This window comes from Guyparkeria hydrothermalis, assembly GCF_023555385.1.
GTDB lineage: Bacteria > Pseudomonadota > Gammaproteobacteria > Halothiobacillales > Halothiobacillaceae > Guyparkeria > Guyparkeria hydrothermalis_A.
This window is the reverse complement of record NZ_JAJSED010000001.1, coordinates 1,837,489-1,855,722: the sequence shown is the minus strand read 5'-3', so window position 1 is coordinate 1,855,722 and position 18,234 is coordinate 1,837,489. Positions and strand designations below refer to the sequence as shown.

At 66.5% G+C, this 18,234-nt stretch carries 21 protein-coding genes; 17 read left to right on the top strand and 4 right to left on the bottom strand.

The features are described 5' to 3' along the window. Positions 1 to 165 precede the first annotated feature (165 nt). The 7 genes from LV476_RS08675 (at position 166) to LV476_RS08645 (ending at position 4,983) form a co-directional block, all read left to right on the top strand. Complete coding sequence (locus tag LV476_RS08675; protein ID WP_250075307.1) at positions 166 to 774, top strand: thioredoxin family protein; 609 nt, start codon at positions 166 to 168, stop codon at positions 772 to 774. Positions 775 to 914: 140 nt separating this feature from the next. Beyond that, entirely contained in the window at positions 915 to 1,136 is a 222-nt protein-coding gene (locus LV476_RS08670; RefSeq protein ID WP_250075305.1) for a hypothetical protein, read from the top strand. A gap of 131 nt (positions 1,137 to 1,267) precedes the next feature. Then, positions 1,268 to 2,125, top strand: a complete 858-nt coding sequence (locus tag LV476_RS08665) for an HvfB family MNIO-type RiPP peptide maturase (RefSeq protein WP_250075303.1) — start codon at positions 1,268 to 1,270, stop codon at positions 2,123 to 2,125. Between the two features lie 150 nt (positions 2,126 to 2,275). Beyond that, a complete protein-coding gene (locus tag LV476_RS08660; RefSeq protein WP_250075301.1) occupies positions 2,276 to 3,034 on the top strand; it encodes an HvfC family RiPP maturation protein in 759 nt (252 codons plus the stop codon). A 46-nt stretch (positions 3,035 to 3,080) separates the two neighbouring features. Further along, entirely contained in the window at positions 3,081 to 3,752 is a 672-nt protein-coding gene (radC, locus tag LV476_RS08655; RefSeq protein ID WP_250075299.1) for a RadC family protein, read from the top strand. 106 nt (positions 3,753 to 3,858) lie between these two features. Further along, on the top strand, positions 3,859 to 4,227 hold the full coding sequence (locus LV476_RS08650) for an MbcA/ParS/Xre antitoxin family protein (RefSeq protein ID WP_250075298.1): 369 nt from the start codon (positions 3,859 to 3,861) through the stop codon (positions 4,225 to 4,227). A gap of 42 nt (positions 4,228 to 4,269) precedes the next feature. Continuing rightward, positions 4,270 to 4,983 carry an RES family NAD+ phosphorylase gene (locus LV476_RS08645; RefSeq protein ID WP_250075295.1) on the top strand — a complete coding sequence of 238 codons (714 nt, stop codon included), beginning with the start codon at positions 4,270 to 4,272 and terminating at the stop codon, positions 4,981 to 4,983. 17 nt (positions 4,984 to 5,000) lie between these two features. Here LV476_RS08645 and LV476_RS08640 read toward each other — a convergent pair whose 3' ends face one another. Then, positions 5,001 to 5,693 (bottom strand): uracil-DNA glycosylase, encoded by a 693-nt coding sequence (locus tag LV476_RS08640; RefSeq protein ID WP_250075293.1) that lies wholly within the window; start codon positions 5,691 to 5,693, stop codon positions 5,001 to 5,003. Continuing rightward, positions 5,690 to 6,337 (bottom strand): pyridoxamine 5'-phosphate oxidase, encoded by a 648-nt coding sequence (pdxH, locus tag LV476_RS08635; protein WP_250075291.1) that lies wholly within the window; start codon positions 6,335 to 6,337, stop codon positions 5,690 to 5,692. The genes LV476_RS08640 and pdxH overlap by 4 nt, the downstream gene beginning before the upstream one ends. Before the next feature lie 98 nt (positions 6,338 to 6,435). On the opposite strand from pdxH, the gene LV476_RS08630 reads away from it, so the two are divergent. Both LV476_RS08630 and LV476_RS08625 read left to right on the top strand, forming a co-directional pair. Beyond that, positions 6,436 to 7,065: an alpha/beta hydrolase gene (locus LV476_RS08630; protein WP_250075289.1), complete on the top strand. Its 630-nt coding sequence runs from the start codon at positions 6,436 to 6,438 to the stop codon at positions 7,063 to 7,065. 34 nt (positions 7,066 to 7,099) lie between these two features. After that, positions 7,100 to 7,861 (top strand): hypothetical protein, encoded by a 762-nt coding sequence (locus LV476_RS08625; protein WP_250075287.1) that lies wholly within the window; start codon positions 7,100 to 7,102, stop codon positions 7,859 to 7,861. 94 nt (positions 7,862 to 7,955) lie between these two features. Here the strand turns inward: LV476_RS08625 and argH are convergent, their stop codons facing one another. Further along, positions 7,956 to 9,368: an argininosuccinate lyase gene (gene argH / locus LV476_RS08620; protein ID WP_250075285.1), complete on the bottom strand. Its 1,413-nt coding sequence runs from the start codon at positions 9,366 to 9,368 to the stop codon at positions 7,956 to 7,958. 172 nt (positions 9,369 to 9,540) lie between these two features. Between argH and LV476_RS08615 the strand changes: the two genes are divergently transcribed. The 8 genes from LV476_RS08615 to LV476_RS08580 all read left to right on the top strand — a co-directional run bounded on the left by LV476_RS08615 (position 9,541) and on the right by LV476_RS08580 (position 17,758). Then, positions 9,541 to 10,614, top strand: a complete 1,074-nt coding sequence (locus LV476_RS08615; protein WP_250075283.1) for a sensor histidine kinase — start codon at positions 9,541 to 9,543, stop codon at positions 10,612 to 10,614. Continuing rightward, on the top strand, positions 10,611 to 11,333 hold the full coding sequence (locus tag LV476_RS08610; RefSeq protein WP_250075281.1) for a LytR/AlgR family response regulator transcription factor: 723 nt from the start codon (positions 10,611 to 10,613) through the stop codon (positions 11,331 to 11,333). The genes LV476_RS08615 and LV476_RS08610 overlap by 4 nt, the downstream gene beginning before the upstream one ends. Positions 11,334 to 11,428: 95 nt before the next feature. Continuing rightward, positions 11,429 to 12,625: an SO_0444 family Cu/Zn efflux transporter gene (locus LV476_RS08605; RefSeq protein ID WP_250075279.1), complete on the top strand. Its 1,197-nt coding sequence runs from the start codon at positions 11,429 to 11,431 to the stop codon at positions 12,623 to 12,625. Then, positions 12,612 to 13,193, top strand: a complete 582-nt coding sequence (locus LV476_RS08600) for a metallophosphoesterase family protein (RefSeq protein WP_250075278.1) — start codon at positions 12,612 to 12,614, stop codon at positions 13,191 to 13,193. The genes LV476_RS08605 and LV476_RS08600 overlap by 14 nt, the downstream gene beginning before the upstream one ends. After that, the gene (locus LV476_RS08595; protein WP_250075277.1) at positions 13,190 to 14,416 is read left to right on the top strand and encodes a PfkB family carbohydrate kinase; all 1,227 of its coding nucleotides are present in this window, start codon (positions 13,190 to 13,192) and stop codon (positions 14,414 to 14,416) included. The genes LV476_RS08600 and LV476_RS08595 overlap by 4 nt, the downstream gene beginning before the upstream one ends. Positions 14,417 to 14,436: 20 nt before the next feature. Further along, positions 14,437 to 16,440 (top strand): putative bifunctional diguanylate cyclase/phosphodiesterase, encoded by a 2,004-nt coding sequence (locus LV476_RS08590; protein ID WP_250075276.1) that lies wholly within the window; start codon positions 14,437 to 14,439, stop codon positions 16,438 to 16,440. A 35-nt stretch (positions 16,441 to 16,475) separates the two neighbouring features. After that, entirely contained in the window at positions 16,476 to 16,784 is a 309-nt protein-coding gene (locus tag LV476_RS08585; RefSeq protein ID WP_250075274.1) for a BolA family protein, read from the top strand. A gap of 242 nt (positions 16,785 to 17,026) precedes the next feature. Continuing rightward, complete coding sequence (locus LV476_RS08580) at positions 17,027 to 17,758, top strand: DUF481 domain-containing protein (protein ID WP_250075272.1); 732 nt, start codon at positions 17,027 to 17,029, stop codon at positions 17,756 to 17,758. A gap of 84 nt (positions 17,759 to 17,842) precedes the next feature. Here the strand turns inward: LV476_RS08580 and LV476_RS08575 are convergent, their stop codons facing one another. After that, positions 17,843 to 18,232, bottom strand: a complete 390-nt coding sequence (locus LV476_RS08575; protein ID WP_250075269.1) for a RidA family protein — start codon at positions 18,230 to 18,232, stop codon at positions 17,843 to 17,845. Positions 18,233 to 18,234: the final 2 nt, after the last annotated feature.

Genomic DNA, 18,234 nt, shown 5'->3' with positions numbered 1-18,234 from the left:
TCTGGAACCGGAAGGCCCGAACGCTGCCGGGACCATCGCGAAATGAGCGCCATGGTAACCCGAGATACCGCGCGCGAACACGAACCGGACCGGAACCGGGCGAGCAACGCATGGTCCAAAACGCATACAATCGCTCCACCCATTTCGGAGACACCCGTGCTTGCCATGTTCCACATCAAACCGACCCGACTCGCCGCACTCCTGCTGGTCCCGATGGCCCCGATGTTCCTGCTCGGCATGGCCACCCCGCCCAGTCAGGCCGAGGAGGAGGCACCGCCGGCAGACAACGCCGTACTGATGATGGATGACCTGCGCGACGTCTCCGCCGACCTCGAGCTCCTGCAAGAGCGTCAGATCCCCATGCTGCTGTTCTTCCACGCCACCTACTGCAGCTACTGCCAGACGGTGGACGAGGAATTCCTGCAGACGATGGCCGAGGACGAGGCCTACCACGATCGCCTGATCATCCGGCGCGTGGAGATCGACTCGCCCAGCCCGGAGATCCAGTGGCAGGGCGTGTCGTACACCCCGGTCGAGTTCGCCCGCCTGCAGGGCGTGCAGCTGGTGCCGCAGGTGATGTTCTTTGGCCCGAACGGCAAACAGGTGGTCGACGAGCTCAAGGGCGTGACGGTGCCGGACTTCTATCCGCAATACCTCGAACAGCGCCTCGAGGCCGCCGAGCGCTGCATCGACGACCCGACCCTCGAGGTCTGCACCGACGGCATCGACCAGCCCCGGCGCGACCTCGCTACCGAGGAATCACCAACCACCTGAATTGGCTACCAAATCCCAGCAAAAAACTCTGGTATTTGCGTGTCGGTTTGAGGCATGATCCCGAAACCGTCAGCCCAGTTGGCTGTCGTATATATCGACGCGGTTCGACCGCGTGAACCCTTATCAGGAGGACCTGACCGATGAAATCGCAATCCAAGAAGCACCTGCTGATCGGATCCACTGCCCTGGCAACCGCGATCGCCGGCTCCTCGGCCATGGCCGCAGGCAACGGCAACCCGTTCGCCTCCGAGTCCACCCACGCGGGCACCTTCCAGACCGCGGAGATGGCCTGCGGTGCCGGCCAGTGCGGCAGCAGCATGGAAGAGGAAAAGGGCGGCGACGAGGAAAAGGACGCGTCCTGAACCCGTCGCAGCGACATCGGCTCTCAGTGGCCGATGCCCTGACTGACAGCCGCCGGCACCCCGCCGGCGGCCAATGATTCCCGACCGGCGGCCCCAAGCCGACGGTCATCCAGCGCTCCGGGAGGCCTGCCATGAGCCCCCAATCCGCCAGCCCCAGCGTTACGCAACACGTTCCCGTCGGTATCGGCCTGCGCCGCGGTCCGCTCATGCGCGAGATCGAGGAACAACGCCCCGACGTCGACTTCCTCGAGGTCGCCCCCGAGAACTGGCTGCGCTTCGGCGGACCAATCAAGGAGCGCTTCAAGGCCCTGCTCGAGGACTACCCGCTCTATACCCACGGCCTGTCGCTGTCGATCGGCGGCCCGGCCGAGCTGGACCTAGACTTCGTCGATGCCGTGGGCGAGTTCCTCGACGAGTACCGGCCAGCACTCTACAGCGAGCACCTGTCGTTCTGCTCGGACAACGCGCACCTCTACGACCTGATGCCGATCCCCTTCACCGAGGAGGCGATCGATCACGTCGTCGCGCGCATCGACACCGTGCAGCAGCGCCTCGGCCGCCGGCTGGTGCTGGAGAACGTCTCCTACTACTCGCCGGTGGAATCCACCATGGACGAGCGGACGTTCATCCTGAAAATCCTCGAGCGCTCGGGCTGCGACCTGCTGCTCGACGTCAACAACGTGTTCGTCAACAGCGTCAATCACGGCTACGACCCGTATGCCTTCATCGACGCCATGCCCGCCGAGCGGGTGCGCTACCTGCACGTGGCCGGGCACCACCAGGTCGAGGAAGACCTGATCATCGATAGCCACGGCGCACCGGTCAGCGCGCCGGTGTGGGACCTGCTCGAGCACACCTACCGCCACGTCGGCCCGGTGCCGACGCTGCTGGAACGCGACTTCGACATCCCGCCGCTCGACGAGCTGATGGGCGAGGTCGCGCAGATCCGCCGCGCCGCCGGGCGGGCGCTGGGCAGCAAGGCGGCCTGACATGGCCGGGTTCCTCGAAAACCGTCGCGAGCACGTCCAAGTGCAAGGAGCCGCGCAGTGAGCGACGAGACATATCGGGCAGATAGGCGAGGAGCGAACGAGCACGCGACGCCGCAATCGGACGGCGCAGTAGGTTTGTCGAGGAACCCGGTGGGTGATTTCCGCGCGACGCAGGAGGCCTTCACCCGCTACGTCCGGGACCCCGAGGCCAACCCGCCCCCCCCGGGCAGCAAGCCCGAGCGAATGGCCTGGTACGCGAAACTGTTCTTCAACAACATCGACGGCACGCTGGAGAACGCCTTCCCGGCGCTGCGCGCGAGCCTCGACGATGCCGCCTGGCAGGGACTGACCCGGCCATTCTTCCGCAACCACCCGGCCCACTCGCCGATCCTGCGCGACCTGCCGGGCGAATTCCTCGCCTTCCTGCAGGAAAGCCCCGGACTCGCCGACTGGCAGCGCGAGCTGGCCGCCTACGAACTGGCACGCTTCGAGCTGATGGCCGAGGACGCCGCGCCCGCCCCGACCGACCTCGACCCAGCCGGCGACTTGCTCGCTGGTCAGCCCGTGGTCTCCTCGCTGGCCCGCCTGATGATGACCGCCTACCCGGTCGACCGGATCGCCGCGACGCTCGAGGCCGGCAAGACACCCGAGATCTCGCCGGCGGGCATGCACCACCTCGCCCTGCATCGCGACGCACACGGCGCGCCGTTCGCCCTGAACCTCACGCCCGGCAGCGCCCAACTGCTGCTGGCACTGACCGAGGCCGATGGCCAGACCGGCCGCGAGATAGTCGCGCAGCTGGCCGAGACCTTCGGCCGGCCGGTCGAGGAACTTGCCGGCTTTGCTGCCGAGCAGCTGGAACAGTGGCGCGCACAGGGCATCCTGCTGGGGGCACGCCCGCCCGGCTGAACGAACACCATCAACCCGTCATGACGATTCCAGGGAGGGAATCACCATGCCCATCACCGACTGGCCGACGACCGAGCGGCCACGCGAACGCCTGCTGGCCCGAGGGCCAGCGAGCCTCTCCGACGCCGAACTGCTGGCGATCTTCCTGCGCACCGGGGTGACCGGCCGTTCGGCGGTCGATCTCGCCCGCGATCTCTTGTCGCACTTCGGCTCGATCAGTGCGCTGCTCAACGCCTCACGCGCCGATTTCGGGCGCGCCCGCGGGCTGGGGGATGCCAAGTTCTGCCAGCTGCAGGCGGTGCTCGAGCTCGCCCGGCGCCACTTCGCCGAAGAGCTGCGCGTCGGACCGGACATCGCCAGCCCGCAGGCGGTGTTCCGCTTTCTGCAGGCCGAGCTCGACGGCGAAACCCAGGAGGTCTTCGGCGTGCTGTACCTGGACAACCGCCACCGGGTGCTGGCCTTCGAGCGGCTGTTCTTCGGCACCATCGACCAGGCCGCCGTCCACCCGCGCGAGGTGGTGCGCGCCGTGATGCGGCACAACGCCGCGGCGGTAATCCTCGCCCACAACCATCCCTCCGGCGTGGCCGAGCCCAGTTCGGCGGACCGACGCCTGACCGAACGATTGCGCGATGCGCTCAACCTGATCGACGTACGCCTGCTGGACCACGTGGTGGTGGGGCGCCCCTGCATCTCGATGGCCGAACGCGGGCTGCTGTGACCCTCGCGACAGCAGCGTGGCGGGCATACGCTGCAACCATGCCTCGTTTGTTGCATATGCACACATTCGAGCCTATCGTTGAGGTACGCAACACAGGAGTCGCGACATGACCCTCGCCGTCGCCCCCAACAACGCCTCGAAAGACAAGGCCATGGTGCTGGCCAAGGCCCTGCTCAACGCCGGGCGCGGGCTCGGCCTGAGCCAGACCCTGATCGGCCGGATCGTCGGCAAGAACCGCACGACGATCAGCCGCTCGGGCGTGGACCCGGAAAGCCAGAACGGCCAGCTGGCCCTGCTGCTCGTCCGCTGCTACCGCAGCCTTTACGCACTGATGGACGGCAACGAGGAGCAGATGAAGCACTGGATGCACACACCCAACCGGCATACCGGCGGCACCCCGGCAGAGCAGGTGCTATCGGTGGCCGGCCTGGTGCACGTCTGCGATTACCTGGACGCGATTCGCGGCAAGGTCTGATCGGTGCGGAATCTCTGGGAAGAGTGCGGGCTCGAAGGACACATGGAGCCCGTCGACGGCACGCTGACGCGCATCGTCGAGAGCCAGGAGCAGGTGGCGACGACCGGCCTGGTGGATACCCTCGAGGAACAGGGCCTGCTCGAGGACATGCTGGATACGGCGAAGCCGCCACCCCGGCCGGGCAGCGAGGGACTGCACTACCTGTTGATGACGCCGTTCCGCTACCCGCCGCTGCGCCACGGCTCGCGCTTCGGGCACCGATACGAGCCGTCCATTCTCTACGGCTCGCTGTCGGCCGAAGCCACCCTTGCCGAGGCTGCCTATTACCGGCTGGTCTTCCGCTCCGGCATGGAGACCCCGCCCGCCGCACCGATCCGCAGCCGCCACACCCTGTTCCGAGCGAACTACCGCGCCCGCCGGGGCCTGCGGCTGCATCGGTCACCCTGCAACGAGAAACGCGCGATCCTGACCGATCCCGCCGACTACGCCCCCACCCAGGCGCTGGGCAGCGCCATGCGGGAGGCCGTCGTGCTGGCGTTCGAGTTTCACTCGGCACGCGACCCGCAGGGCGGCATCAATGTCGGCCTGTTCGAACCGACGGCGCTTTCCTCCCGTGCCCCGACCGGGCAGGAGCAGTGGCTGTGCGAGGTGGGCGACGAACAGGTGACCTTCCTGCATCCCGCCAGCCGGCGGATCGAACGGTTTCCCGCCGCGACTTTCCTGATCGACGGCCGCCTGCCGCAACCCGCCACCTGACCCCGCGAGGGGAGCGTTCAGCCGGTACGCCAGTCGATCGGGGCAAGGTCGTGGGACTCGAGAAACGCGTTGATGCGCGAGAACGGTTTGGAGCCGAAAAAGCCGCGATAGGCGGACAGCGGCGATGGGTGCGGGCTCTTGATGACGAGATGCTCGGGGCGATGGACGTGCGCGGCCTTCTTCTGCGCCTGCGCGCCCCAGAAGACGAACACGATCGGCCGCGGCTGCTCGGCGAGCACGCGGATGGCGTGATCGGTCAGCGCCTCCCAGCCCATGCCCTGGTGCGAGGCCGGCTGGCCGGAGGCGACCGTGAGCACGGCATTGAGCAGCAGCACACCCTGGTCGGCCCAGGGAGTGAGATCGCCGTTGCGGTTCTGGATGCCGAGATCGCTCTCGAGCTCCTTGAAGATGTTCAGCAGGGATTTCGGCAGCGGGCGAACGTCCGGGCGCACCGAGAAGCACAGGCCGTTGGCGTGCCCCGGCGTGGGATACGGATCCTGGCCGAGGATCACCACCCGCACCTGGTCGAGTGGGGTGTGGTTGAAGGCGCGAAACCACTCGTCGGGCTTGGGATGAATCACCGTGCCGCTTTTGCCCTGTTCGAGTAGCCGCTCGCGCAGCTGCTGCATGGGCTGATCGAGCAGCACGGGGGCGAGCGCGTCGCGCCAGGCTGGCTCCATCTGCACGCGTTCGAGGGCGGCGTCCGTCATGGCATCAGCCGCTCGATGATCCAGTTGTCGCCATCCCGCACATAGGCGAAGCGGTCGTGCAGCCGCGACGGCCGGCCCTGCCAGAACTCCCACTCGCGCGGCACGATGCGGTAGCCACCCCAGGCGGGATTGCGCGGCACGTCGCCCTCCGGGTAGCGCTCGGACATTTCCTCGAAGCGGGCCTCCAGCGCCTGGCGCGACTCGATCGGCGCGCTCTGGGTGGAGGTGATCGCCGCCAGCCGAGAACCGCGCGGGCGCTGGCGGAAGTAGGCCTCGTTGTCCTCGTCGGAGAGGCGCTCGACGGTGCCGGCGACGCGCACCTGCCGGTCGACCTCCGGCCAGAAGAAGGTCAGCGCGGCGCGCGGATTGGCGTCCAGCTCCTGCCCCTTGCGGCTGCGGGTGTCGGTGTAGAAGCACAGGCCGCGCGCATCGAAGTGCTTCAACAGCACGTAGCGCGCCGACGGCCAGCCCTCGGCGTCGACGGTGGAGACGCACATCGCGGTGGGATCGAAGTTGCCCGCCTCGCGCGCGGCGATCAGCCAGTTGGCCAACTGGTCGACCGGATCGTCGGCGAGATCGTGGCGATCCAGTGCGCCGTGGAGGTAGTCGCGCCGGTCGGCACGGTGATCGAATTCGCCCGCCATGGGTGCTCCTGATACGAGTGGTTTGCCGTGCGAGACTATAGGGTAGTCAAACCACCGGTTTCCAGAAACGACCGTCCAACTACGAAGGACACGGCACGATGACTCGACCGCTGCACCTGTTCCTGTTCCACGGCCTCGGCGCCGACGGCGACGATCTCGCCCCCATCAGCGACCTGATCACCCAGCGCGTTACGCTGACCGACCACCACTGGCAGATCCACCGCCCGGACGCGCCGGTCTCTCCGGTGTCGCTCAACGGCGGGCTGCCCATGCCCAGCTGGTTCGACCTGATCGCCGACGAGGGCAACATCGAGGCCGACCGCGACAGCCTCCTCGGCATCACCGCCGACCTGCAGCAGCAGGTGCAGGACACGGTCGGCGACGACCCCTACATCCTCGGGGGCTTCTCACAGGGCGGCGTGCTCGCCAACCGCCTGATGCTGACCCTGCCGCGACCGCCGCTGGCCGCCGTGATGCTCTCCACCTGGCTGCCCGCCCCCGAGCAGATCGAGAAACCCAGCGACGGCCGCGACCCGGCAGTGTTCATCGGCCACGGCGAGCACGATCAGCTAATCCCGGTGCGCGCCGCCGGCCGGCTGAATGCGTTCCTGCAGGACTGCGGCCTAACGAATGTCACCGAGCGGCATTACCCGGTCGAACACGGCATCATCCCCGATGAGCTTAACGATATTATCGACTGGCTGGCACAGCAGGTAGATACAAACTAACCCCTCCCCCAAAAAACAACGCCGATAGAAAATCATGGAAGAACTTATCTCAAAACAGGCCGTGGAAAGATTCGCCTCGTACTCCTTGACACTCGATTTTTGGCTTGCTGTCCAGGTCGCCGTTGTAGCAGGTGCCATCCTGATGGCCTTGGCTTTCATAACGAGAAAATTCGGCACAATGGCCCTCAGAAAAACGCTGACCATAGCAACCCTAGGGAGTGACAGACTAAAGAAAAGAATTTATCAGAGGATATCGGGTCTGCACCACTCTGGATACGGGGAATTCATATCCTTTGTCACCATAAATTCTGTGCTTCTGGTGTTAACGGTTTTATTCTTAACCCTAGGCGACATCGGGAAAATAGGCACCATTCAAGGCATAAAAAGCGACCTAAACAAAATAGAAAGCGAGGCATGGAGTCTTCTCTCTTACCAAGAAGAAGATTCAGTATCGACCTTCCAAATAATAGAAAAAACACAAAAACAAAGAAAAACAATAGAGTCCGAACTAGAAAAGGCAGAAGATACGCTGATGGAGATCAGAATAGCCATCGCAACGATTGCAGCCTTCGTTTTTTACCGCTACCTAACCCTCTCCTATGTTAACGCCGCACAAACGCACTTCAGGAAGACGCTAGACTTAGCCGCACCCTACATAAGTGAGAGAGAAAGACTTTTATATATCTCTCAATTTACACAAATAGAAAACAAAAAAGACTACGAAGAGCTAATAAGCTCGATAAAATCAATTATTGGCGAACACAACATCCCCATTCCCCCTTTCATTATCTGGTAACAATAATAACGGAAGCGGGGGCTTTCGGAAGCAAACCACAAAACTTTGTCACAAACATCCGCCTCCCGGATAGAGGCAGCATTTTTAGTTTCGACTAAGCAATCTTGAACGCATCCAGCGCCGCCCGTGCCGCCACGGCTCGGGCGCGGACGCGCTTGGGCGCGGTGCCGCCCGGCAGGTCGCGGGCGGCCATGGAACCCTCGACGGTGAGCACGTCGAAGACGTCCTCGCCGATGTGACCGGAGAGGGCCTGCAGCTCGGCCAGTGACAGGTCGGCGAGATCGCAGCCCTTGTCGGTGGCCTGGCGCACGGCCTTGCCGACGATCTCGTGGGCGTCGCGGAAGGCCACGCCCTGGCGGACGAGGTAATCGGCCAGGTCGGTGGCAGTGGAGAAGCCCTGGCGGGCAGCCTCGCGCATGCGCTCGCGGTTGGGCTGGATCGCCGGGATCATGTCGGCGAAGGCGCGCAGCGAGCCCATCAGGGTGTCGACGGTGTCGAAGATGGGCTCCTTGTCCTCCTGGTTGTCCTTGTTGTAGGCCAAGGGCTGGCTCTTCATCAGGGTGAGCAGGGAGAACAGGCTGCCGTAGACGCGGCCGGTCTTGCCGCGTACCAGCTCTGGCACGTCCGGGTTCTTCTTCTGCGGCATGATCGAGCTGCCGGTGCAGAAGCGGTCGGGCAGCTCGATGAAGTTGAACTGCGCCGAGGTCCACAGCACCAGCTCCTCGCTGATGCGCGACAGGTGCATCATCAGCGTGGAGGCGGCAGCGAGGAATTCGATCTGGAAGTCGCGATCGGAGACGGCATCGAGCGAGTTCTCGGTGATGCCGTCGAAGCCGAGCTCTTTCGCCACCCAGTCGCGGTCGAGCGGGTAGGAGGTGCCAGCGAGCGCCGCCGAGCCCAGCGGCATGATGTTGATGCGCTTTCTCGTGTCGATCAGGCGCTGGACGTCGCGCTCGAGCATGTCGTGCCAGGCCAGCAGATGATGGCCGAAGCTGACCGGCTGGGCGACCTGCAGGTGAGTGAAGCCGGGCATGACCGTGTCGGCCTCGGCCTCGGCCAGTTCCACCAGCCCGTGGCGCAGGCGGTTGGCCTCTTGGATGATCGCGTCGACGGCGCGGCGCATGAAGAGGCGGATGTCGGTGGCGATCTGGTCGTTGCGCGAACGGCCCGTGTGCAGCTTCTTGCCGACGTCGCCGATGCGGTCGATCAGGCGCGCCTCGATGTTCATGTGCACGTCCTCGAGCTCCACCGACCAGGCGAGATCGCCGCGCTCGATATCACTGCGGATCTCCTCGAGCCCGCGGACGATCTTCTTGGCCTCGTCCTCGGTGATCACGCCGACGCGCGCGAGCATGCGGGCATGGGCGATCGAGCCGGTGATGTCCTCGTCGTAGAGGCGCTGGTCGAAGCCGATCGAGGCGGTAAAAGCCTCGACGAAGGCGTCGGTGGGCTCGGAGAAGCGGCCGCCCCAGAGCTTGGTGGCCGGGTTGTCGTCGCGATCGGTCATGGTCGTCCTCGAAACAATTCGGGTTCGCGTCGGGTCGGTCGCGCCGGCCCGCCTTGAGAATGGCGCGAGTATATCGCAGCCAGCGCCGGCGCCCTGAGGCCCGAATCGATTCACGTGAAACCTTGAGGCAAGATAGACCCTGTCAGGCCATCGACGCGAAAGGAGTCGCCGCTTGCCAACCCAGCCGACCAACGCATCCGCGAACGACCCCGCCCGCGACGGCACGCTGCTGCCCGCGGCGCTGCCGGCGTTCTGCACCGCGCGCGTGATCCTGATCACGCTCGCGCTCGGTGTGGCGCTGTCCTTGCTGCTCTCGCTGGTGCCGGGCGTGGCCGAGGAGCGCTGGAGCCGCTTCGGCACCACGCTGTGGCTGGTCACCTGGATCGCGCTGGTCACGGTCGCGCTGCTGTGTGCGACCCGCCGCTGGCTGCAGCACCTGCCGCTGACCGGCCTGCTGGCCGCGGTGGTGCTCCTGCTGCTCGGCGTGACCGCTGTCAGCAGCGCGGTCGCGTTTTCCGCGCTGCAATCGGTGGGCTGGGAGTCGAGCGAGACGGTCACGCGGTTCGTGCTGCACAACCTTGCCATCGCGCTGGTCGTGGGGTTGCTCGGCATCTGGGTGTTCTCGCTGCATCTCGCCAACGCCCGCCAGATCAACGCCGCCGCCGAGGCCGAGCTCTCCGCGCTGCACGCGCGCATCCGGCCGCATTTCCTGTTCAACAGCCTCAACACGGTCGCCGAACTGATCCACGAACGCCCGGAGGCCGCCGAACAGGCGGTGCTGGACCTTTCCCGGGTGTTCCGCGCGGCGCTGGCTGCCGACGAGCGGGTCTCGCTGGCCGAGGAGATCGAGCTGGCGCGTCGCTACCTCGATCTCGAACACTGGCGCCTCGGCGAACGGCTGCACGTCGACTGGCAGCTGCCCGAGCCGCTGCCCGAGATTCGCCTGCCGGTGCTGACCATCCAGCCACTGGTGGAAAACGCGGTGCGCCACAGTATCGAATGCCAGCAGTCGGCCGGGGCGATCCGAATCGAGTGCCAGGTCGGACAACGCTCGATCAGCCTCGTGATCGAAAACGACCTGGTGCCGGGCAAACGGGACAAGGGCGACGGTAACGGCATGGCGCTGGCGAACATCGCCGATCGACTGGCGCTGGTGTTCGGCGAGGCGGCCTCGCTGCGCGCCGGACCGGTGGACGGACGCTTCCGGGTCAAACTGGTGATTCCGCATGACGGAGGGACGACATGATGCGCGCGCTGATCGTCGACGACGAACCGCTGGCACGCGGGCGACTGCGCCGGCTGCTCGTCGGGCTGGGTGGCGTCGAGGTGGTCGGCGAGGCCGCCAACGCCGACGAGGCCTGCGAGGCGATGCGCACGGTGCCGGACCTGGTGTTCCTCGACATCGAGATGCCCGGCGAGGACGGCATCCGGCTGGGTCACCGCCTGCGCGAGGCCGACCTGCCGCCGGCGATCATCTACACCACGGCGCACGCCGACCGCGCGCTGATCGCCAGCGAGACCGCCCCGGCCGGCTACCTGCTCAAGCCGGTCGAGCCGGACGCCCTGCGCGCGGCGATCGACCGTGCCGCCCAGCCGACCCGCTGCCAGCAGGCCCGCCGGCCGACGCTGCCCGTGCGCCTGGGGCGAGAGGAGCTCTGCCTGGGCGCCGAACACCTCGTCGCCGCGCTGGCCGAGGACAAGGCCACGCAACTGCATTTCCTCGACCCGGCCGACGGCCGGCGCCGCGAGGCGTGGATCGAGACCAGCCTCAACGAGCTTGAGGCACGGTTCGACGGCCGGTTGCTGCGGCTTCACCGCAACAGTCTCGCCAATCCCCGCCAGATCGTGTCGGTTACGCACGAAGGTGGTCTGCACCACTGCCACCTCCGCCATCTCGACGAGCCGCTGGCCATCAGCCGTCGCGCCTGGCGCACGGTGCGCGCCGCGCTCGACCACGGCGAGTAGGGAATCACGCGGGCCGGCTGTCGCATCTGTGCGACACTTGGGGATGACGCCGCGGGGCTGCTTCATTCGCCCGGCGGCCCTCGAGGAGGTCGACGATGACGCAATGGCTTAACGAGCTCTGGTTCCTGACCCTGGAAGCCGCCCCCTGGCTGCTGCTGGGGCTGGTGATCGCCGCACTGATCAAGGCGTTCTCCGACCGGCTGGCCATCGCCCGGTATCTCTCGGGCGAGTCGGCCGGCGCGACCGTGCGCGCCTCGCTGATCGGCGCGCCGCTGCCATTGTGCTCCTGCGGCGTGGTGCCGGCCGTGCTGGGCCTGCGCTCGGCGGGTGCCGGACGCGGCCCGTCGATGGCCTTCCTCGTCGCCACCCCGGAAACGGGGCCGGATTCCATCAGTGTCAGCTACGGGCTGCTCGGCCCGGTCTACGCCATCGCCCGGCCGATCGCCGCCGTTGTCGGCGCCATCCTCACCGGCCTGATCAGCGGGCGATTTGCCGGCCCGGCGCCGGACTCGACGGCAACCACCGACACCGACAGCGGTTGCTGCAGCGGCGAGGAGAAGGAGAACCCGACCGCCGCCAGCTGCTGCGAGTCGACCCCGTCGATCAGCGGTCACTGCGATGGCGAGGACGAACAGCCCTCCGGCTCCTGTTGCGGCACGGAAACCGCCGCACCCAAGGCCGCGGGACCGAGCACCGGCGACCGGCTGGCGCAGGGCTTCGGCTACGCCTTCGGCCAGGTGCTGCTCGACATCGCGCCGTGGATGCTCTTCGGCCTCGCGGTGGCGGCGACCGCCGTGGTGCTGATTCCCGAGGGATTCTTCGACCAGCCGTGGGGACTGGTGGGCAGCTACCTGCTGATGGCGGTGATCGGCGTGCCGATGTACGTCTGCGCGACCGCCTCGACGCCGATTGCCGCCGGCCTGCTGGTCGCGGGGATGTCGCCGGGCGCCGCACTGGTGTTCCTGCTGGCCGGGCCGGCCACCAACATCGGCACGCTGGGCATCCTCAAGCAGCACTTCGGCGCACGCCTGATCGGTCTTTATCTCGCCTGCGTGATCGCTTTCGCCCTGATCGCCGGCATCACGCTGGATCTGCTGTGGCGCCAGTTCGACTGGGCGCTGCCGGCATCGGCACCGACCGACCACGCCATGGCGGGCGACTGGCTCGCCATGGGCGCGCTGGCGGTAATCGTAATTGCGACGCTGTCCGCCTACTGGCGCCGGCATCGGAAAAACCAGGCACCAGAGGAGGGAGCCTGTGGTTGTTCGGACGACCGGGATGGATCTCAGTGACCGACAACGGATCACGCTGGCACTGATCAGCGACACGCACGGCACGCTGGAGCACGACCTGCTGCCGCTGCTCGCCGAGTGCGACGTGGTGGTCCACGCCGGCGATCTCGTCGATCCGGTCGAGCTGCGGCAACTCGCCCCCCGCTCGGGGCACGTGATCGTGGTGCGCGGCAACAACGACACCCCGGGCCAGTGGCCGCAGGACACCGAGACACTGCTCGACAGCCTGCCCGAACAGGCCGAGATCGCGCTGCCGGGCGGCCTGCTGGTAATCGAGCATGGGCACCGCGTCAATCCGGCCCGTACCCGCCACCAGCGCCTGCGACGGCGACATCCCGAGGCCCGGGCGATCGTCTACGGCCATACCCATCGGCGGGTGATCGATACCGACGAGTCGCCCTGGGTCCTGAACCCCGGAGCAGCCGGCCGCCAGCGGGCCTATGGCGGGCCGGGATTTCTCCGGCTGATCGCCACCGCCGACCACTGGGAAATCGAGTCAATCACCCTCCCAAAGCGCGGGCGGGACACGTACACTTCGGCCCATAAAAAACCCCAAGGGCGGCCATGACGAACGTGCTGGGCGTGGGTATCGCCACGCTGGACATCATCAATGAACTCGACCACTACCCCGAGGAAGACAGTGAGCAGCGCGCGTGCTCGCAGCGGGTGGAGCTGGGCGGCAACGTGGCCAACAGCCTGCGGGTGCTGCGCCAGTTCGGCCACCCCTGCGACTTCGCCGGCGTGCTGGCCGAGGATGCCGACGGCCACCGCATCGCCGAACTGATGGATCGCTATGGCGTGGACACCTCTCATGCCCGCCGCGTCGAGGGCCACGCGCCCACCTCGTACATCACGCTCAACCGGGCGACGGGCAGCCGCACCATCGTTCACCACCGCGACCTGCCGGAATTCGATCTGGGCGCGTTCATGGAGCTCGACCCGAGCGCCTACGACTGGCTGCACTTCGAGGCACGCGCCTGCGACGAGACCGCGGCCATGCTGGCGCTGGCCCGCGCGCAAGTCACCGACCAGCCCATCTCGCTCGAGGTCGAAAAGGACCGCGAGCACCTCGACCAGCTGTGGTCGTTCCCCGACGTGATCTTCTTCTCCAAGGCCTTCGCCAACGGCCGCGGCTTCGACCAGCCGGCGAGATTCCTGCACGAAGCTCGCCACTGGGCACCGCAGGCAATCCTGGTGCTGGGCTGGGGCAGCGAGGGGGCGTGGCTGTCGCTGCCCGACGAAGACGAACCCGCTCATGTTCCGGCGCAACCGGTCGATACCGTAGTGGACAGCATCGCCGCGGGGGATACGCTGATCGCCGGGTTCATACACGCGCGCTCGCGAGGGGCCAGCTCTCGCGAGTCGCTCGAGTTCGCCGCGCGCCTGGTCGAACGCAAGCTCGCACAGGCCGGACTGGCAGGCCTGGGGCCCGACGACCCGGCTGCCGACCCGCGCCTGCTATGCCGACTCGAGGACCTGGAAGACGTCGACGCCCTCGGCGTGTGGCCCGGCGGGCGCGGCCAGGGGCCGGCGCCCTTGATCGTCACGCGCGAGGGCGAGCGGGTCTGCGCCTGGCGAAACGTCTGCCCGCACAACGGCTCGCCGCTGTCGCGCGAGCGGCACGACTTCCTCGAGGATCACGAGGGGGAGCGGCAGCTGCGCTGCAATGTGCATCAAGCCTATTTCCGGCTGGAAGACGGCCTATGCACCGACGGGCCCTGCGAAGGGCAACGGCTCGAACCGGTCGAGCTGGAACGGATCGACAACCGCCTCTACCTGACCGACCGGTAACGCCAAGGACATCGAATCGGATGAAGGACCTCCACCACGACATCTCGCACTGGCTTGAGGAATGGCCGGACCCGCTGGTCAGCCGCGATACCGAGGGCCGACTGGAGCTGCTCAACCGCGCCGCCCGCGCCCTGCGGGCCGACGAGACGCTCGCGACCATGCTCGACGGCCACGGCGGGGAAAATGCGCCCCGCCTCGTCTCGCACGTCGACGACAGTCGCCCGGGGCAGCGGGTCTTCCAGCACCATCGCTTCGACACGGCCGATGCGCGGGAGCTCCACCTGCTGCGGGACGTGACCGGCGAGAAGCGCGCCGAAGCCGCGCTGGCCGAGAACGAACGCCTGGTCCGTCTGCTGGTCGATGCCAGCCCGGACGTGATCATCATCAAGGACGCCGAGAGCCGCTGGCTGCTGGCCAACCGCGCCGCGCTCGACCTGTTCCACCTCGAAGGACTGCCGTGGTGGGGCTGCGACGACAACGCCCTCGCCGAGCTGACCCAGCCGACCTTCCGCGATGCCCTCTACCACTGCCACCAGTCCGATCAGCGGGCCTGGGCGGCGGGCAAGCTGTACAACCAGACCGAACTGGTCGGCTCGCCCGAGGGCGAGGAACAGGTGTTCGACACCATCAAGCAGCCGGTCTTCGATGCCGAGGGCAGACGCCAGGCGATGATCGTGATCGCCCGTGACATCACCTCTCAGCTCAAGACCCAAGCGGAATACGAAGATCTCGCCATCCACGACGAGCTCACCCACCTCTACAACCGTCGCTTCTTCCAGATCGAGGCACAGCGGCGCCTCGACGAGCTGGGCCGGGAGAACCGGCACGCCGCCGTGCTAGTGCTCGACCTCGACCGGTTCCGCTCCATCAACGACGGCCACGGCCACGAGGAAGGCGACCGCGTGATACGGGAGACCGCCAACCGGCTGCGCGAACTGGGCGCGCGGCAGAACTGGATGGTCGCGCGGCTGTCCGGTGACGAATTCGCGGTACTTGCCCACGACCTCGGCCCGGAGGATGGCCTGGCCGTACTCGAACACGAAACCCGCGAGCTGATGAGGCGTTCCTTCGAACTGGAGGCAACCAACCTCAGCCTGACGGCAAGCGGCGGCGTCGCTTACTGGCCGCGTCACAGCCGACACGTCTCGCAGCTGCTCAGCCAGGCGGAGTCGGCCCTGTTCGAGGCGAAGAAGAACGAGCGCGACCCGGTGGCCGAATTCAGCCCGCGACTCTCCGAACGGCAGATCTGGCGTTCGGACATGCTCGGCGCGCTGCGGGACAGCCTCGAAGAAGAGCGCTTTCACCTCGTCTACCAGATCCAGCAGGACGCTCTTGGCCTCGCGGTCACGGGCGTGGAAGCGCTGCTGCGCTGGGACGCACCGGACCCGCAACTGCAGTGCGGCCCGCAGGATTTCATCCCGTTCCTGGAACAGTCGGGGCTGATCGTCGAGGTCGGCGGCTGGGTAATGAACGAGGCCGCCTGCCAGGCCGCTCGCTGGGGCCAGGAAACCGGTGAGCCGATCACCGTGTCGGTGAACGTCTCCGGCGTGCAGTTGCACGCGCCGTGCTTCGCCGAACGCGTTGCCCGCGCCCTGGAGATTTCCGGCCTGCCGGCGGAACTGCTGGAACTGGAACTGACCGAAACCGCGCTGGTCCACGACCCGGAGCAGGCCGCCACCATGCTCGGCGCCGTTCGCGATCTGGGCGTGCGCCTGGCGCTGGACGACTTCGGCACTGGCTATTCCTCGCTCAGCTACCTCAAGCGCTTCTCCTTCGACCGGCTGAAGATCGACCAGGGGTTCGTGCGCGACATCCTCGGCGAGCGCAACGACCTGGAGATCGTCAGGGCGATCATCGCCATGGGGAACGCGCTGTCGCTTGAGATCATCGCCGAAGGGGTGGAGACTGCCGAGCAGCGCGACCTGCTCGACTCGCTCGGCTGCCACTCGTTCCAGGGCTACCTGATCGGGCGGCCCACGCCGGCCGAGGCGATCCGGCCGCTGCTGGGCGTGCGGCTGCTTTGAGCCGCCCACTCATTCGACACGAGGCCTGACAACCCATGACCACACGCGCGCAATGGATCGAGGAGACGCTGCGGGCCGAGCTCGCCCCGACGCATCTCGAGATCACCGACGAGTCCGGCCAGCACGCCGGCGATCGAGTCGAAAGTCATTTCCGGGTCGTGGTCGTGAGCGAGCGCTTCGAGGGGCAGATGCTGATCAAGCGTCACCGCCTCACCCAGGATCCGCTCAAGCCCGCCTTCGAGCAGGGCATGCACGCGCTTGCGCTGCATACCTACACCCCCGCCGAATGGGCCGAGCGCCAAGATGCGCCGGCCTCGCCGCCTTGCCGCGGCGGCGGTCACTGACACGATCCCTGGCGCCAATCCCGAGTACATCAGTCGGGATTGTTTACAGCCGGGCCGCGGCCGTCTAGTCTTTCCCGCTTCGGTCACCTTGACCCCGCCCGACATGCCCCCTCCCGAATGGGGCATTTCTCCTTGAACGACCGGGCATCAAATCAATCAAATCACGGACGAACGGTAACCCGACGCACCAGCGGCGCGTCGGGCGCCTCCATTCGTCTCCAACGTTGTGCGGAGTGTTTCCGATGAAAACCAGCAAACTACTCGTTGCCGCCCCAGTGATCCTGTCCCCCCTGTTCCTTTCCCCGGCGCTCGCCGACGAGAGCGACGACAAGGAGAAATGGACGGGCACGACGGAATTTGGTGCCTCGATCACGACCGGCAACACGGAATCCTCGACCGTCAACGGCAAGTTCGAGGTCGGTTACGAGAGCGAGCCCTGGACTCACGGCTTTCGCCTGGAAGCCCTGCAGGCCAGCGAAGACGGCAATGAGACCGCCAACCGTGTACTGGGCGAGTTCGAAACCAACTACGCCCTGACCGAGCGTAATTACCTCTTCGGTGTGCTGCGGGGTAGCCATGACGAGTTCTCCGGCTACGACTACCAGGCCAGTGCCGCGACCGGTTACGGCCGCAAGCTGTGGCTCTCGGACAAGGGGTTCTGGGACGCCGAGATCGGTCCCGGTGTGCGCGTCTCCAAGACCGACGACGGTCCGCAGGAGACCAACCTGATCGCGCGGGTCGCCACCGGCTTCGAGTACCAGTTCTCCGATTTCGCCAAGTTCAACCAGGACATCACCGTGCTCGCCGGCAAGGACAACACCGAGATCGAGTCGATCACCGGCATCACCTCCTCGCTGACCGAAACTCTGGCGATGAAGCTCTCCTACACCGTCCAGCACAACACCGAAGTCCCGGCGGGTGTCGAGAAGACTGACACATTCACCTCGGTCAACCTGGTGTACAACTTCGACTAGGCCACGCCCGCACCCCACGTGAAAAGGCCCGGCGGCATTTTGTGCCGACCGGGCCTTTTTCATGCCGCAAAGGCGCCTTGGCGATCAGCCGGGGAGGACCATCACCCCGTCGATCTCGACCTCCGCCCCCTTGGGCAGGGCGCGCACACCGAGGGCGGCCCGTGCGGGGAACGGCTCGTCGAGGTATTCCTTCATGATCCCGTTGACCGTATCGAAGTGTGACAGGTCGGGCAGGTAGATCTGCAGCTTGACCACATCACGAAGCTCGCCGCCCGCCGCGCGACAGACGGCCGTGAGATTATCGAACACCCGCCGCGTCTGGGCCTCGATGCCGCCGTCGACCAGGGTCATGCTCGCCGGATCGAGCGCGATCTGACCCGAGAGGTAGACCGTGTCACCCACCCGCACGGCCTGTGAATAGGGACCGATCGCGGCCGGGGCGTCGTCGCTGTGGATGATTTCTCGTCGGCTCATGC

Bases quoted from the DNA above. Each gene is read 5' to 3' on its own strand.
- LV476_RS08675 (WP_250075307.1), top strand. From the start codon at position 166: ATGTTCCACATCAAACCGACCCGACTCGCCGCACTCCTGCTGGTCCCG.
- LV476_RS08670 (WP_250075305.1), top strand. From the start codon at position 915: ATGAAATCGCAATCCAAGAAGCACCTGCTGATCGGATCCACTGCCCTG.
- LV476_RS08665 (WP_250075303.1), top strand. From the start codon at position 1,268: ATGAGCCCCCAATCCGCCAGCCCCAGCGTTACGCAACACGTTCCCGTC.
- radC (WP_250075299.1), top strand. From the start codon at position 3,081: ATGCCCATCACCGACTGGCCGACGACCGAGCGGCCACGCGAACGCCTG.
- LV476_RS08650 (WP_250075298.1), top strand. From the start codon at position 3,859: ATGACCCTCGCCGTCGCCCCCAACAACGCCTCGAAAGACAAGGCCATG.
- LV476_RS08645 (WP_250075295.1), top strand. From the start codon at position 4,270: ATGGAGCCCGTCGACGGCACGCTGACGCGCATCGTCGAGAGCCAGGAG.
- LV476_RS08640 (WP_250075293.1), bottom strand. From the start codon at position 5,693: ATGACGGACGCCGCCCTCGAACGCGTGCAGATGGAGCCAGCCTGGCGC.
- pdxH (WP_250075291.1), bottom strand. From the start codon at position 6,337: ATGGCGGGCGAATTCGATCACCGTGCCGACCGGCGCGACTACCTCCAC.
- LV476_RS08630 (WP_250075289.1), top strand. From the start codon at position 6,436: ATGACTCGACCGCTGCACCTGTTCCTGTTCCACGGCCTCGGCGCCGAC.
- LV476_RS08625 (WP_250075287.1), top strand. From the start codon at position 7,100: ATGGAAGAACTTATCTCAAAACAGGCCGTGGAAAGATTCGCCTCGTAC.
- argH (WP_250075285.1), bottom strand. From the start codon at position 9,368: ATGACCGATCGCGACGACAACCCGGCCACCAAGCTCTGGGGCGGCCGC.
- LV476_RS08610 (WP_250075281.1), top strand. From the start codon at position 10,611: ATGATGCGCGCGCTGATCGTCGACGACGAACCGCTGGCACGCGGGCGA.
- LV476_RS08605 (WP_250075279.1), top strand. From the start codon at position 11,429: ATGACGCAATGGCTTAACGAGCTCTGGTTCCTGACCCTGGAAGCCGCC.
- LV476_RS08600 (WP_250075278.1), top strand. From the start codon at position 12,612: ATGGATCTCAGTGACCGACAACGGATCACGCTGGCACTGATCAGCGAC.
- LV476_RS08595 (WP_250075277.1), top strand. From the start codon at position 13,190: ATGACGAACGTGCTGGGCGTGGGTATCGCCACGCTGGACATCATCAAT.
- LV476_RS08590 (WP_250075276.1), top strand. From the start codon at position 14,437: ATGAAGGACCTCCACCACGACATCTCGCACTGGCTTGAGGAATGGCCG.
- LV476_RS08585 (WP_250075274.1), top strand. From the start codon at position 16,476: ATGACCACACGCGCGCAATGGATCGAGGAGACGCTGCGGGCCGAGCTC.
- LV476_RS08580 (WP_250075272.1), top strand. From the start codon at position 17,027: ATGAAAACCAGCAAACTACTCGTTGCCGCCCCAGTGATCCTGTCCCCC.
- LV476_RS08575 (WP_250075269.1), bottom strand. From the start codon at position 18,232: ATGAGCCGACGAGAAATCATCCACAGCGACGACGCCCCGGCCGCGATC.